General features: G+C 47.4%; 11 protein-coding genes. 5 read left to right on the forward strand and 6 right to left on the reverse strand.

Going from position 1 to position 15,311, the window contains the following annotated elements; genetic code table 11:
- Positions 1 to 406: 406 nt before the first annotated feature.
- Positions 407 to 1,303: a tRNA pseudouridine(55) synthase TruB gene (truB, locus tag J0895_RS04440; RefSeq protein ID WP_207086914.1), complete on the reverse strand. Its 897-nt coding sequence runs from the start codon at positions 1,301 to 1,303 to the stop codon at positions 407 to 409.
- A 225-nt stretch (positions 1,304 to 1,528) separates the two neighbouring features.
- Between truB and J0895_RS04445 the strand changes: the two genes are divergently transcribed.
- A complete protein-coding gene (locus J0895_RS04445) occupies positions 1,529 to 2,587 on the forward strand; it encodes an RNA-guided endonuclease InsQ/TnpB family protein (protein WP_340643446.1) in 1,059 nt (352 codons plus the stop codon).
- A 138-nt stretch (positions 2,588 to 2,725) separates the two neighbouring features.
- On the opposite strand, the gene J0895_RS04450 is transcribed toward J0895_RS04445, so the two are convergent.
- Both J0895_RS04450 and J0895_RS04455 read right to left on the reverse strand, forming a co-directional pair.
- Complete coding sequence (locus J0895_RS04450) at positions 2,726 to 5,947, reverse strand: efflux RND transporter permease subunit (RefSeq protein ID WP_207086915.1); 3,222 nt, start codon at positions 5,945 to 5,947, stop codon at positions 2,726 to 2,728.
- A gap of 315 nt (positions 5,948 to 6,262) precedes the next feature.
- Entirely contained in the window at positions 6,263 to 8,221 is a 1,959-nt protein-coding gene (locus J0895_RS04455) for an HlyD family efflux transporter periplasmic adaptor subunit (RefSeq protein ID WP_207086916.1), read from the reverse strand.
- Positions 8,222 to 8,756: 535 nt separating this feature from the next.
- Here J0895_RS04455 and J0895_RS04460 point away from each other — a divergent pair.
- A complete protein-coding gene (locus J0895_RS04460) occupies positions 8,757 to 9,389 on the forward strand; it encodes a TetR/AcrR family transcriptional regulator (RefSeq protein ID WP_207086917.1) in 633 nt (210 codons plus the stop codon).
- Positions 9,390 to 9,616: 227 nt separating this feature from the next.
- Positions 9,617 to 10,225: a peptidoglycan-binding domain-containing protein gene (locus tag J0895_RS04465; protein ID WP_207086918.1), complete on the forward strand. Its 609-nt coding sequence runs from the start codon at positions 9,617 to 9,619 to the stop codon at positions 10,223 to 10,225.
- A 191-nt stretch (positions 10,226 to 10,416) separates the two neighbouring features.
- Here J0895_RS04465 and J0895_RS04470 read toward each other — a convergent pair whose 3' ends face one another.
- On the reverse strand, positions 10,417 to 11,931 hold the full coding sequence (locus tag J0895_RS04470; protein WP_207086919.1) for a HEAT repeat domain-containing protein: 1,515 nt from the start codon (positions 11,929 to 11,931) through the stop codon (positions 10,417 to 10,419).
- Positions 11,932 to 12,339: 408 nt separating this feature from the next.
- On the opposite strand from J0895_RS04470, the gene surE reads away from it, so the two are divergent.
- Together surE and J0895_RS04480 are read left to right on the forward strand one after the other, a co-directional pair.
- Positions 12,340 to 13,020 carry a 5'/3'-nucleotidase SurE gene (surE, locus tag J0895_RS04475; protein WP_207086920.1) on the forward strand — a complete coding sequence of 227 codons (681 nt, stop codon included), beginning with the start codon at positions 12,340 to 12,342 and terminating at the stop codon, positions 13,018 to 13,020.
- A 72-nt stretch (positions 13,021 to 13,092) separates the two neighbouring features.
- Positions 13,093 to 14,025 (forward strand): NAD-dependent epimerase/dehydratase family protein, encoded by a 933-nt coding sequence (locus tag J0895_RS04480; RefSeq protein ID WP_207086921.1) that lies wholly within the window; start codon positions 13,093 to 13,095, stop codon positions 14,023 to 14,025.
- A gap of 173 nt (positions 14,026 to 14,198) precedes the next feature.
- On the opposite strand, the gene J0895_RS04485 is transcribed toward J0895_RS04480, so the two are convergent.
- Both J0895_RS04485 and J0895_RS04490 read right to left on the reverse strand, forming a co-directional pair.
- The gene (locus J0895_RS04485) at positions 14,199 to 14,720 is read right to left on the reverse strand and encodes a DUF4168 domain-containing protein (protein WP_207086922.1); all 522 of its coding nucleotides are present in this window, start codon (positions 14,718 to 14,720) and stop codon (positions 14,199 to 14,201) included.
- A 212-nt stretch (positions 14,721 to 14,932) separates the two neighbouring features.
- On the reverse strand, positions 14,933 to 15,311 hold a 379-nt coding region (locus J0895_RS04490; RefSeq protein ID WP_207086923.1), incomplete at its 5' end, for an RNA-guided endonuclease InsQ/TnpB family protein.

Below are 15,311 nucleotides of genomic sequence, written 5' to 3' on the forward strand. Positions count from 1 at the left end.
CAGAAGATTTCATCCAGTTACCCGGTTCAGCCAGCGACTATCAGTTAGTTCCGGCACCTTCGGGGATGCCAACTGGAATGGCAATTGTCCAACCCGGTGGCGATCGCACTGAATTGATTGCCCTGGTTCAAGATATGGAATCTCTGAGCTTACAGGAGAGTTACTTTAGTTTCGTTTAAGCCAATTCCGTCAGTTTAGTAGGAATAGGGTAGGGTTTGTTAGCCAGTAAATGGCTATTTCCTACCGTCCTGAACGGGAGCATTTTGCTCGCACTTTTTCCCTGATAGCGAGAAAGATGCTCGCACTCCTGAGTGCTATCTCTGCCTCATGAGGTTGGAACTATATTCCACTGTTTAGGTGGAGTTTGTAGCGGGATTTCGGATGAATTCCCGCTTCTTTTTTTTGGTTAACTAACGGGTTCAAACACCATTTTCGGCACTAAAACCCAGTCACCATCGGATGCTTCAATCTCGCTAATCCCCAAGAATGTTCCATCTTCTCCACAAATCCGCAGGGGTGGCACAATTTCCCCTAACTCCGAGAGAGAAATTCGTTGACCTTGGCACCAGCGACGGCCATCAGTAGAATTTAAAAGCATCTGACTTAAATGCGCTAATACCCTATCCGGTGGGATGAGTTGAAATGTCCCCTGAGTGGTTTGAGTTTCTATGTCCTCAAAGGTTAAACTCTGCTTCAGGTATAACCCACAGCTTTCGGTCCGGGTGAGATGTGCGAGGGTACCGCCTGTTCCCAAGACTGCACCTAGGTCCCGGGCGATCGCCCGGATATAGGTCCCAGGTCCACAGGCGATCGCCAGGTCGATTTCTGGAAAATCCCCCTCCCGCCAGTCCAACACCTTGATGTGATGCACCTCTACTATGCGACTCGGGACCTCTACAGTTTCCCCCGCCCTTGCTAAGTCATACAACCGCTTTCCTTGCACCTGAATCGCACTGTAGGCAGGGGGAATTTGGGAAATTTTACCCAGAAACTGCGGTAATTGTGCTGCTACCTGTTCCCGCGTGAGTTGGGGAACTGCTGCCGAGGCGATGGTTTCCCCTTCTAAATCATCGGTGGTGGTGGTGACTCCCAGACGGACGGTGGCCTGATATGCTTTATCTTGGCGCAGGTATTGCAGCAGGCGCGTTGCCTTTCCCACGGCGATCGGTAAGACTCCCGTTGCCGCTGGATCTAAGGTGCCACCATGTCCCACACGCTTCGTTCGCAACAGTCTTCGGACTCGGGATACGCAGTCATGAGAGGTCATGCCAGGGGGTTTGTTGAGATTCAGAAATCCTTCCACAGTACCTTTTAAACATTGGGGGCTGGAAACAGGGTTTAAATTTATACCTAAAGTTTTTTAAACTTACTCATTTTTTATGCTATCATAAGGATATGAGTAGGTTTTGGATGACCTCAGCCGCAAAAATCTCGGCAAGAGGATCACCATCTACATTGTTGGGTGCTAGTCTTTATGATAGCCGTTCTTACCCGAACACAAAGATTGTTGAGGAGTTAAAAAAAGTCAGTGAAGAGCTTTAAGACCAAGCTAGACTTAAATAACCGACAACGAACGCTCATGGCGAAGCACGCCGGAGTAGCTCGACACGCTTGGAATTGGGGACTCGCGAACTGTAAGGAAACATTAGAAGCCGGAGATCAACTCCCAAGCGCCATAGACTTACACAAGAAATTAGTAGCTGAGGTCAAAAGTCAGAATCCTTGGTACTATGAAGTTTCCAAATGTAGCCCTCAAGAAGCATTGCGTAACCTTAATAAAGCATTTAAGCGAATTTGGCAAGTCAAAGGCACAGGTTTCCCCAAGTTTAAAAAAAAGAACGTCAAGGATAGTTTTTACCTGGAAGGAAGCATTAAAATTTCGGGTTATTGGGTGAAGCTACCGCGTATTGGTTGGGTAAAAAGCCATGAACCGTTACCTCCTGTCAATCCCAAAAACGTCACGATTAGTAAACGGGCAGGGGACTGGTATATTTCTTTCAAAATTGATGTGGAACATAAGGCTACTCCAAAAGTAAGAGAGCGGATTGGGGTAGACTTAGGAATCAAAACTCTGGCCACCCTGAGCGATGGGACCACCTATCCCAACCCAAAAGCTTATCGTCATGCTAAGAAAAAATTAGCCAAGCTCCAAAAAGAACTAAGTCGCCGTCAAAAAGGAGGTAAAAACCGAGAAAAAACTAAGCTCAAGTTAGCTAAAGTCCGCCGACGCATCGCCGATATTAGAGCCGACCATTTACACAAGTTAACAACTTACTTAGCCAAAAACCACGGTGAAGTAAAAATTGAAGACTTAAATGTGTCAGGGATGCTAAAAAATCATAAACTGGCTGGGGCTATTGCCGATGGAGGGTTTTATGAGTTTCGTCGCCCGATTGAGTATAAATGCGAGTGGTATGGGAGCAAATTAACCCTGATTGACCCCTGGTATCCCAGTTCACAGATCTGTTCCAACTGCGGACACCGACAAAAAATGCCACTGGACAAAAGACAGTATGACTGTCCGAACTGTCACATCTCAATCGATCGGGACTTAAATGCCTCAATAAAGAAAGGAAAACGCGGATAGTTCAGCCGTGTAAGCCTAGTGATGGAAAGGTCTGCGAAGATCCAAGCTAGGAACTAAACATCATACAATTAAGTTTGAGTAAGTTTTAGAGAGCGGTTCTGTTGCATTTTATCCACAGAAGGACTCATTTTTAGACCTTTATTCCAAATGTTCTGCTGATACCGAGGGTTTCGGGGTTAGCAGTAAATATAACGCAGGAACCACCAATAAGGCGATCGCCGTGGAAGCGGTTAACCCAAACCCGATCGCCGCGCAGAGGGGAAACCACACTGGGTCACTAAATGCCAGGGGCACAACTCCGCCAATGGTGGTTAAACTGGTGGATAATACCGGACGGAGGCGATCGGCGGCACCTTGAACTGCTGCCATTTGAATCGTCATGCCGCGATCGCGATAGGTATTCATGGTTTCCACCATCACGATCGCATTATTCACCACAATTCCCACTAAGGAAATAATCCCAATCACTGCTGGAAACGAAATCGGAATCCAAGCTAAGAAAAACCCGCCAAAGGTGCCAATTAACCCAAAGGGAATTGTCAGCATGATAATAAACGGTTGGGTAAATGATCCAAACTGAATCACCAACACCGCAAACACGAGGAAAATCGCGACTCCGGCCATTTGTTGCGCTGAACCAAAGGTCTCACTCTGAGTCTGTGCTTCTCCGGCAAACTTATAGTCATATCCTTGGGGCCATTGACGGCGCATTTCATCAATTTCAGGCTGTAAATTCCCTAAAATCTCACCCACAGTCCGGTTTTCTGTCTTCGCGAAGACCGTGACAGTGCGCTGTGTATCTTGGTGTACAATGGATAAGGGCGCTGACCCGAATTCCGATTCTAGCACTTGAGCCGCTGACAAGGTGCGATCGCCTGCAAATAAGCGAATCGTCTGGAGTTCATCCTGGCGCGTCGGACCACCGACTGCACCCCCACGAGAGGGCCAAGCCGTACTCAGGCGGATTTCTAGGTCTTCCTCACCTCCGCCAATCGGGAAACTCCCAATTTCGTTATCCGTCATCGTATAACGGCCTTGCATGGCTAAATCATCGGGATTTAGGCCATAGAAATTCATTGCTTCCCGTCGGGGTCGAAACTTGATATCCGGACGCAAGGCACCCAGATCGTCTCGCACATCGATAGTCCCGCGAATTTGGCGCAGTGCGATTTGCACTTCCCCAGAAATCCGGCGCAATTCGGTCATATCCCGTCCCTGAATTTGAATGGCGATCGGGTCTCCCCCTTCCCCGGTACTTTCGGTATTGACGACAAGTGAGGTCCCGGGATATTTGCGGATGAGTTGGTCTAATTCCTGTCGCACTTGGAGATCGTATTCAAAGGAATAGAGTTCGCGTTCAGTCTTGGGGGTAAACATGGCTGAAAACCCGACTAAATAGTTCCCTTGATTCGGTTTCATGCCGCTTTCCGTCACCAGATTACTCCGCTGTCCCACAAATTTAATCGTGTTAGTCAGGTAGTCTTTTTGGCGCAGCACTTCTCCGATTTCGTCTGCCACCCGTTGGGAAGTATCCAGGGTTGTGGTAGGAGGCAGTTCCACATTGATACTCATTTTCAGCTTGTCCGAGTTAGGAAATAGAGTCCCGGGAACAGTCCCGACTAAAATCAGAGTACAGACAAATAAACTGACTGCGCCTAACACCCATAGACTGGCGGTTTTTTTGTTGCGAACGGTGGTTTTTAGACTCCATTTCGCATAACGTTGGGCGGTGGATTCATTCAGTTTATCAATAAAGGTTTTTTTGCCTTTACCTTTGATATTGCCTAACAAGAATCGCGACAGGGGAACGTCAATGAGTAAGGCGATAATATAGCTCAAAACCAAGCAAGTAATGGCACTAATCGGAATAAATCGAATAAATTTACCCATTGTACCGCTAATTGCCATTAACGGGGCCATTGCTAAAATGGTGGTCAACTGGCCGGAAAAGGCGGGTAAAGCATAGGTTTTGACCGTGGAGAGGGCCGCTTGATTAAAGGTGAGTCCGCGCACGAAAATGCCTTCGTGCAATCCTTCCATCATTAGAATGTAAACATCGACAAGCAATCCCAAGGCCAGAATCATGCCGATGGTGACCATTGTATTTAGGGTTTGACCGCCGATCCAAAGAATGGCGATCGCACCGATAAAAGTGAGGGGAATAGACAATCCAGCAATTAACGCTTCCCGCCAACTTAGGGCAAAAAACAGGATCACAAACACCACCAGAATCCCTTGCCAGCAGTTATTAAATAGCCGCAGGAGGTCTTTAGTAATGGTTTCGGCATCTGAGTTGATGACGCGGTATTCTAGTCCATAAGGCCAGAGATTGGGGTTCTGTTGGGCTAAATCTAAGGCAGCAATGGAGTCTTCCACGACTTTGATGGTATCGGACCCAGGAACTTTGACCACATCAACGTTAATCACTGGCTCAAATTCGCCGCCATTCCAACTCAGAAAGGCGCGATTTTTTTCCCGTTCTAAATCTCGTCGCACTTCTGCAATTTCTTTGAGGCGAACTACCCGACCATTGGACCCGCCTAAGCGCGCTACAGGCAAATCCTGGAGGTCTTCCACGGAGCGAAATCGGCCATATAATCGGACTTGAGTGCCAATGCGATCGCTCTCCACCTGTTCCCAAGGCATATCAATGTTCCCTTGTTGAATGGCGGTACTAACTTGGGTGGGTGAAATCCCCAGAGTCGTCAGGCGTGAGGGAGTCAATTGCACATGAATGACTTCTTTGCGCTCTCCTCCGAGTTCCACTTTTCGCACGTTGGGAACTTTTTCTAAAATATCTTTGATATCTTCCCCAGCGCGACTCAGGACTGCCATATCGATATTCCCAAATAAGCCAATGGTGAGAACGGGAGTATCTTGGACTGAGATTTGTTCGACTTTCGGCTGTTCCGCATCTTTGGGGAGTTCGGGTTTCGCTTCGTCTACTTGAGCACGCAGCAGGGCGATCGACTCATTAACGGGGGCTTCAGCGCGAAATTCTACGACAATTCGCGATCGCCCATCATAAGAAGCACTACTAATTTCTTTTAACCCTTTCAGGGATTTAAGCTGTTTTTCAATTTTGTCTGTAATCTGATTTTCAATGGTTTCGGGGTCTGCACCGGGCCATATTGTTTCAATACTGGCGATCGCCACATTAATATCCGGATCCCCTTCTTTCACCATCGAAGCAGCACCGATCAACCCGCCAATCAACAGCAGAAAACACAGCAAAATTCCAAATACAGGCTTTAAAAAAAAGAATTTAGTCACCGGAGATGCCTTGCCCACATCAGGAATATCTTGTTGTTGTGAGTCGTCATCTTGAGGCGGTTGCGATGGTATAATTGTTGTGGGCATGATATTTTCTATACTTAAATAGGTAATGTGTCATTTCAATCCTTCCATTCTAGTCCCCTCCCCTTAGCAAGGGGAGGGCTAGGGTGGGGTTCCGGCCCCCAAGCGTGAGAACCCTCCAGTCCCCTCCCCTTAGCAAGGTCCGGGCTAGGGTGGGGTTCCGGCACCCAAGCGTGAGAACCCTCCAGTCCCCTCCCCTTAGCAAGGTCCGGGTTAGGGTGGGGTTCCGGCACCCAAGCGTGAAAACCCTCCAGTCCCCTCCCCTTAGCAAGGTCCGGGTTAGGGTGGGGTTCCGGCACCCCAGCGTAAGAACCTGCTTCAATCCAAACCCTCCACAATTTCCACCGGCGCACCATCCACCAACCGATTACTCCCCTCCGTGACTAGCAACTCTCCCGGGTTCACTCCTTCGACGATTTCGCGGGTAGAAATTCCTTCAATGCCGAGGGTAATTTTACGTTGTTCCACTCTTCCCGTTTCCGGGTTGACGACAAAAACATGAGGTTGGCGATCGCGAAAAACAAACGCATCAAACGGTGCAATGGTGGCATTGGGATTTTCCTCCACTGCAATCCATGCCGACACTCGGGACCCATGCCGCAGATTCTCACTTCCTTGCTTAATTCGCATGGTTACAGACATCGCTCGTCCTCCTGGTGTCACCGAAGGACTGACGGAAAATATCTGTCCCGATGCTCTGGCTAGTTTCGTCAGTTGATCACTGGTCATTTGTCCGGCAGATGCCGCGCTCATATCTTCATCTAAAACGATATAAACCCGTTGTCCCGGTCTCACTCTGTCCCCCTCAAAAGCTGGGAGTTCTACATTGACCTCAAATTCCCCCGGATCAATGACAATCATCGGCACCCGTTCCACAATATTCTGATAATCCCCACTGGGTTGTACCCGCTGGGGTGACCAATAATCTCCCTCAGTGATATTCAAATAGGCCAGAACTCCGTCAAAGGGGGCATAAATCGCACTATCTTCCAAATTGACATCGGCCCGGGTAACCTGAGTCTGCGCCGAGGCAATCCCCGCATCTGCCGCGTAAATTTGGGCTTGTGCGGACTGAACTTGTCCAGCTACTGCCTTGACTTGGCTTTCTGCCGCGCTGATTTGACTGTGAGCAACGGTGACTTGACTTTGAGCCACGGCAATTTCTTGTTCCCCAGCCGTGACTTGGCTTTTGGCAACTTCTACATCTTGCAGCGCGGCGCTCACTTGACTTTTAGCGGCTTCTACTTCTTTTTGAGCGGCGATAATTTGACTGTTGGCGGCTTTCACTTCTTGTTCGGCGGCTTTCACTTCGTTTTGGACGGCGTTTAACCCAGCTTCGGCGTTTTGTCGTCGATTGGTATAAACATCCAGGTCACTTTGAGAAATTACCCCTTCTTGATATAATGTTAGGCGTCGCTCCTGCTCTTTGATGGCGAGGTCGCGATCGGCTTGAGCTTTTTGGAGATTGGCTTGGGAACGAGCTACATTTGCCAGGGTTTGTCCTTGTCGCGCTTGAGCTTGAGCGACATTAGCTTGGGCTTGTTCCACTTGGGCTTCGGCTTGTTGCACCCCCACTTGGGCTTGTTGCACTCTGGATTGGATTTGAGCCAAATTCGCTCGCGCTTGTACCACTTTTGAGCGGGACTGTTCTAACATTGCTTGGTTTTGTTCCACACCGGCTTTTGCCTGTTGTAGATTGGCTCTGGCTTGATCTAGGTTGGCAAGGGCAACACTGCGCTGGGTTTGGGCTTCGGCGGTTCCAGCTTGAGCTTGGGTGATGTCTGCCGCGAGTTTGCGATCGTCTACTTTGGCTAATAGTTCTCCTTCCCGCACGCGATCGCCTTCTCGCAAATCTCGCCCTTCTATTTTTTTAATATAAGTAATCGTTCCCGGCACTTCAAAGGTGAGATGCTTACTTCGCACAGCAGAGGCAAACCCATCACTAAACACCCAGGCTTGAATGGGGGCCGAACGCGCTGGAACCACCCGAACGGGTAGTCCTGCGGGTTGAACCTGAGTCGGGGTGGCTTCTTCCGTTTCAGCTTGACTGTTCAACCGCATGACTCCCACGGTCCCAATCCCGGCGATCGCCGCAAACAATATCATGAATCCTAAACTTTTTTTGAGCCAAGATAAAGGTATTTTTCGTCTGGATGGGTCCGATTTTTGTCGAGTTTTTCCTCCAGCATTGGGTCCGTTCGGTTGGGCAATTGCTCCGGACTGGGCAACGGGGAGCGACAAGTTTAGCCCCTCCATATTTTCTAAGCGATCAATCATCTTTGGATCTCCATTAATGGGTTAATTTTTTTCTGAAGTCTGTCCCCGAAAAAGGGGAATTTTCTATTTTTGTGAATTACTATTTTATAACTATGAAATTTGATAATGCAGAGTTGATAATTTCCCTCTTACGGAGCTAATTGTGGGAGAAATGCCTGGAGAATATTACAGATTCAGTGGGTGGAGGATGAATCCCCTCTATCGGAAATTTGATAAGAATGGGTAAAGTTGAGTCTGAGTTATCGAGATCTGGGGTAAACTCAATCCGGTTAATTTTTATATCCGTAGGCAATTCAGGCGTTTGTTTTTTTAATGGCAATCGCAAAAATTACTCAGGTTTGGGAAAGCCAGTATCTGAACTGATGCCGACTCTAACTCCTGGGTCACTTGCTGCGCGATCGCCTAGGGTGAAATCCCTCTCTGGAGTAGGGGGTTCCTGCCACGGGTTGGCGATGCCTATGAACACGCGAGTTGATGCTCATGTTTATAATATACGAGTAACCGCTCATGTTTGTCAACGCTCTAGGGGGGGAAAATGGAAGAAGAATTCTCAAAAGTAGAAGGGATGAGGCGACAACCGCAGCAAATGCGGGCGATTAAGCGAGTGAATCAGATCCTAGATGCGGCAGATGGGTTGTTTGCCGAAGTCGGATATGAAGGGGCCACCACCAATGCGATCGCCGCCCGCGCCGGGACCTCGATTGGATCCCTTTATCGGTTTTTTCCCGATAAAGAATCCATTCTCAAAGCACTCGCCACGCGCTATTTGGAGCAAATGCATGAAATGTTTTTTCAGTTACATTCGCCCGACATGGCAACCTTACCCCTAGAGGTTTACATTGACCGAGTAATAAACGCATTTGATGAATTAATCACAGCCCATCCCGGGTATCGAGCCGTTTTTGTCAAGTCCCGCGCCGCTTGTCAAGAAGTGCAAGATATGGATTCGGATTTATGTGCTCAATTTGCCGGTAAATTAGCAGATTTTTATCGATTTAAAGCTCCCCATTTAGATGCATCCACCGGCGAACTAATCGCACTGGTTGTCGTAGAAGCGGTCCGAAATTTGCGGAGACTCTCCCTAACCCGAGATGACCAATTTCAGCATCGAGTCACTCAGGAAATTAAAAAACTATTACTGGCCTATTTGCAGCCTTATTTAAGTTAAGGGAAGATGGGGAAGATGGAGGGCAACTCTCGTGATTTTGCTCTGCTGAGTCATAAGGATGGGGGCAACTCTCGTGATTTTGCTCTGCTGAGTCACGAGGATTATCCACCCGATCCACCCGATCCACCCCATCCGGTTGTCCTTAAGAAAAATTTTCAAGTCAGGGGAGCCCAAAAGGGGGCGATCGCGATTAAAATCTTGGTAGATCTACCCGAGGAGTTAACGCAATGGAGTCTCTTGCATATATCCATCTTGCCGAAGCCTATAATGAACCCTTAGAAATCCCCTCCGTCCAGGTCAAGTGGCCTAAAAAAGGCTGGGGACAACGGATCGGAGCACTTGCCCTAGGTGCTGTCACCTCTTTCCTGGCGATGGGTTCTCCCGCAGTTGCGCTGATTCGTCCTGGAGATGCCGGGTCAGAAATTACCCAACTGCAATATCGTTTGCAGGAACTTGGCTATTTTACCCCTGAAAAATCCGGTTACTATGGCGACTTTACTAAACACGCCGTCATAGAGTTTCAAGCAAAAAATGGATTAACTCCCGATGGAATTGTCGGTCCCGAAACGAAAGCTGCCCTTGAAAAAGACTATCCCAAAACTCCAGAACCAACCACTCAGCCAACAGTCCGACTCGGAACCAGTGGCGGAACGGTTTTAAGAGTCCAACGACAGTTAAGCTCATTACAATACTTCGATTATCAGAAAATGGATGGTGTTTTTAATGAAGAAACTGAAGCGGCTATCAAACAGTTCCAACAAGACTACGGTTTAGAAGCTGATGGGGTTGTGGGGTTAAAAACTCACACTGCCCTACGCAACTATACCGGGTTATAAATTAGTAGATAATCCCTGACAGGAGTTACGCAAATTTTGCGATGTCACTCCATAGATATAGCGGTTCCCGGACTCTCATGGTAGAGATATTTAGAGGAGAGGAGTGCGAGCATCTTGCTCGCTTGTCTTCAATAGCGAGCAAGATGCTCGCACTCCGAGTATCTATCCGTACCTGATAACTGAGGGGACCGCTATTTTTCAGTGGAACGGTCTTGAAAACCGGAGGGACTGTAATACCCACAGCGGCCCTGAATAGAGGCGATCGCATCCAGTAAATATAAATCTCCATTGGTGAATAAATCCTCCCACAGTAGAGGCAAAATTTCTACTTCACCCACCTGGGCTAACACTTCCGCTACCTGTTGACGCACTAAACTATTTCCTTCATTCAAGGTATAAAGTAAGGCATCAACTGCTAGAAAACTTCCCAGATTTCCTAATGCCTTTATTGCCGTTTTTCGCACGGAATAAGTATTATCAGTTAAAGCTACATTTAGCAAGGATTCAACGGCGCGATCCGACCCAATTTGGCCCAATATTTTAGCCGCTTTTTCCCGAACGAAACTCGAACTAGCTGACAGATTTTCGAGGATTTCATCTAGGGGTTTAGATAGCTCGATTGCTGAGTTTTGGTCATTCCCACAGGCGGGAGCAATCATGGCAGCATGGATTCTGTCTAACCCTTGTTGGGCGCGGAGTTTCACCCATTCATTTGGATCAGTTAAGGCAGCAGTGAGGGCATTTTCTGCCGCAGTTGTGCCAATTTCCCCTAGGGCGATCGCCGCACTTTCTCGGACTAAATATCGGGGATGACTTAACGCTAAAATCAGTTGTTCCGCGACTGAATCATGAGTAATTTTAGCTAATCCGAATGCAGCGCGAGTGCGAACAAATTCGTGGGGATCGCCTAACGTATTGAGCAATGCCGTAATGGTTTCTTCATTGCCAATTTCTCCTAATGCATCTGCTGCCGCAATCCGGGTATTAGTGGCAGAATGATTTAAGGCGGCCAAAATGGTATCAAGCGCTCGCTGATCGCCCAGTTTCCCCAAAGCGATCGCCACACTCCACCAGGTGGGCGAATAATCTTGCTTATAAAACACCCTTTTGAGGGCAGTAATCGCCACCGGCGTCGCAATTTTTCCCAAAGCTTCCGCCGCACTTAATGGTACGTTGCGATCCGAGTCTTCTAACGCTAAAATCAGCGCATCAATTCCCGTGTGATACCCCAAATTGCCCAGAATTTCTGCGGATTTTTGGCGAATACTGGGCATTTTATCCTTCATCCCTTGAATCAGCGGAAATACTCCGGCTAATGAGGCGATCGCCCCTAACGCTTCTACCGCATTTTCTCTCAGGCGATAATCTGGCTCATTTAAAGCTTGTTCTAAATAGTGAATTGCATAATTAGAACCACTGATTCCAAATAGTCGAATCTTCAGCTTGGGTGGCAATACCTGGCGATCGAGCAATTCTAATCCTGCCTCCTGAAACGGGGTTTTAACCGAACCCGCTAATTTTGTCCCCAATTTTAAATCAATTTCAAAGCCTAATTTCACCACCCGAATGGCTTCCGTGCGATCGGTCACCTTTGCCAGCATATTCGCAATAGAATCAGTCCATTGCAAATGGTTGAGATAGTCGCGTTTTAGAGTCTCATCACTCAAATATGGGAGATGGCTGAGGAGGGTTTGAGCAGATGGCATATTGGTCAACACTGATGGTGGGGCCTGGAGTGAATGGAAAAGAATAAGAGAAGACTTCAAAAAAAGTGATTAAAGTTAGCGTATCAAGTCTATCCCTTTTTCGCATCTAACCGCCGCTAAATAGAACACAAAATTGGTTAATTAGGCCGAAAGTTTTAAGCCTAGGGCATCCGGGTATCTAGTGAAAAATTGGACAAGCAACCGGGTTTCTGCATCAGAATGGTTGCTAATTGGGTATTTCTTTGTGAAGAAACCCGGTTTTTAACCTTGATGCGACTGACCTTTTCGGGATAAACCGGAAAGACTCCAACCCTAAACTTGAGCGTGAAAGCCTTTGGCTGCAATTGCAGGTATCCTGGAAAGTTGATGGCGATCGCCGCGCAGGAAACGAACCCAAGGAAAAAATTAATGACCCTGATTTTAACCAACGACGATGGAATAGACGCCCCTGGTATTCAAGCCCTTCTGAATGCCGTGGGCGATCGCAAAACTGTGATGGTGGCACCGAAAGAGGGATTATCGGGATGTGGTCATCAGGTGATTACCGATCGCCCCATTCACGTCGATCGCCGGTCCGCCACTGAATATGCGATCGGCGGAACCCCTGCCGATTGTACTCGCATCGCCCTTTCTTGTCTCTGTCCCAATGCCGCTTGGGTCCTCTCTGGCATCAACAACGGCGGGAATCTCGGCATCGATGTTTACCTCTCCGGAACCGTTGCCGCAGTCCGGGAAGCTGCCATCCACGGCATTCCAGCCGTCGCCATTTCTCAATATCGCAAAGGCGGACGCCTGGTGGAGTGGGAACGAACGACCCAATTAGCGATCGCCGTCTTGCAGGAATTATTCACTCGCCCTCTGGAACCCGGCACCTTTTGGAACGTGAATCTACCCTTTCTCGAACCCGACGAACCGGACCCCAAAATTGTATTTTGTCAACCCTCAACTCAACCCTTGCCAGTTAAATATCGCATTGAAGATGAGTATTACTATTATGAAGGGGTTTATGGGTTGCGCGATCGCGCCCCCGGTACCGATGTCGATGTCTGCTTTTCTGGGAATATTGCCGTTACCCTTTTGGGATTGTAGAACTTGCAGACAAAAAAGGCCAGTCTCCTTCTACGGTACAATAAGCCTTGACCACAAAAAAGAGTAACAATCATGCGGATATTAATGATGGGCGGGACCCGGTTTATCGGGGTTTATCTCACTAAAATTTTAGTTGAACAAGGACATTCTGTGGTTCTTTTCAATCGCGGCAATAAACCCGCCCCCATCGAGGGAGTCGAGCAAATTCATGGCGATCGCACCGATGAATCTCAACTCAAAGAGAAACTCGCCTCGGAAGAATTTGATGCCATTTTCGACAATAACGGACGGGAACTCAGCGACACCAAACCTCTGGCTGATTTGTTTAACGGTAAAGTTAAACATTTTGTATATATGAGTTCGGCAGGGGTATATCTAAAGTCGGACCAAATGCCCCATCGAGAAGGGGATGCGGTTGACCCAAAGAGTCGGCATAAAGGCAAAAACGATACGGAAACCTATTTATCCCAGCAGGGATTGCCGTTTACTTCCATTCGTCCAACTTATATTTATGGACCGCAGAATTATAATCCTTTAGAAGGGTGGTTTTTTGACCGGATCGTGCGCGATCGCCCGATTGCGATTCCTGGAAATGGGTTTCATATCACCCAACTCGGTCACTGTTACGATTTAGCCAATGCAATGGCAGCCGTCCTCGGTAACGAAACTGCGATCGGGCAGATTTATAATATTTCCGGCGATCGATATGTCACCTTTGACGGATTAGCCCGCGCCTGTGCAGAAGCCGCCGGAAAATCTGATGTAAAATTGATCCATTACGACCCCAAACAATTTGATTTTGGCAAACGAAAAGCCTTTCCGATGCGGGTCCAACACTTCTTTGCTGATGTCAATAAAGCCATGCAAGACCTAAATTGGCAACCCCACTTTGACCTAGTTTCCGGGTTAAAAGATTCTTTTCAAAATGATTATTTAGCCAAGAGTTCAGACAAAGCAGAAATAGACTTTTCGGTAGATGATGAAATTATCAAGACCCTCAGTTAATTCCTAGTTTATTTCTTCATGTTTGTAGTAACGACTGAAGTCGTTATTACGAACATGAAGAGAACGACTGAAGTCGTTACAGTAAATTTTGATAAATAAAAAAATAGAGGTGTATTGGTTACACCTCTATTGTCGAATTTTTAATCATAACTCAGTCATATACCCCGAGCATTTTATTGTTCCATGAGTTGTTCTAAGCGGGTTCTGACTTGTTGTTGAAGTTGAGGATTTTGTTGAATGGCACTCCCAATTTCATTCAAGCGGTCCATATTGAGTCCGAGACTGGCGATCGCTTGCTCTTGTCTCTCCTGGGACTCCTCTTGAATTTGCTTTCCTTCTTCCATGATTTGAGCAAATTTTTCTTGTTCTTCTGGAGAAATATTGAGATCAGCTTGAGCAGCAGGATTCTCTTCTGCTTGAACGGTGGCTTTATAAATTTCTGCAAACCGTTCTTGACTAAACCCTTGACCTTCGATGGTTCGTACTATTCTTTCTTGAAACTGTTGCTCAATGGTCAACATTTGGAAGATAGCGCGGGAAAACTTATCGAGGTCCTCGTTACTAATTTGAGCTTGAGCCATAATTTCAATCGGACTCTGTTGCAAGCTTTCCTGGGTTTGTGCGATCGCCGCAGGTGTCATTCCGATCAGCAGCAATACCACTACGGAACTCGCGGTTAAAAGTCGTTTTAACATTTAAAATTTCTCCATTATCACTCTTGCTTGTACAGTGTCACGGGTATTCAGGCTTTACAAACCTAGACCTGTCACAGGTTGCGGTGTTGAATTCGGTCTCAACTACTGGGTGCGGCCAACTTAGGACAGCCGCTCTCTAAAACTTACTCAAACTTAATTGTATGATGTTTAGTTCCTAGCTTGGATCTTCCAAGACCTTTCCATCACTAGGCTTACACGGCTGAACTATCCGCGTTTTCCAAAATAATTGACGCATTTAAGTCACGATCTATTGAGATGCGACAGTTCGGACAGTCATACTGCCTTTTGTCCAGGGGCATTTTTTGTCGGTGTCCGCAGTTGGAACAAATCTGTGAACTGGGATACCAGGGGTCAATCAGCGTTAATTTGCTCCCATACCACTGGCATTTATACTCAAGCTGACGACGAAACTCATAAAACCCTCCATCGGCAATAGCCCCAGCCAGCTTATGATTTTTTAGCATCCCTGACACATTTAAGTCTTCGATTTTTACTTCACCGTGGTTTTTGGCTAAGTAAGTTGTTAACTTGTGTAAATGGTCAGCTCTAATATCCGCGATGCGTCGGTGG

The organism is Phormidium pseudopriestleyi FRX01, assembly GCF_017313335.1.
GTDB classification, from domain to species: domain Bacteria; phylum Cyanobacteriota; class Cyanobacteriia; order Cyanobacteriales; family Laspinemataceae; genus Laspinema; species Laspinema pseudopriestleyi.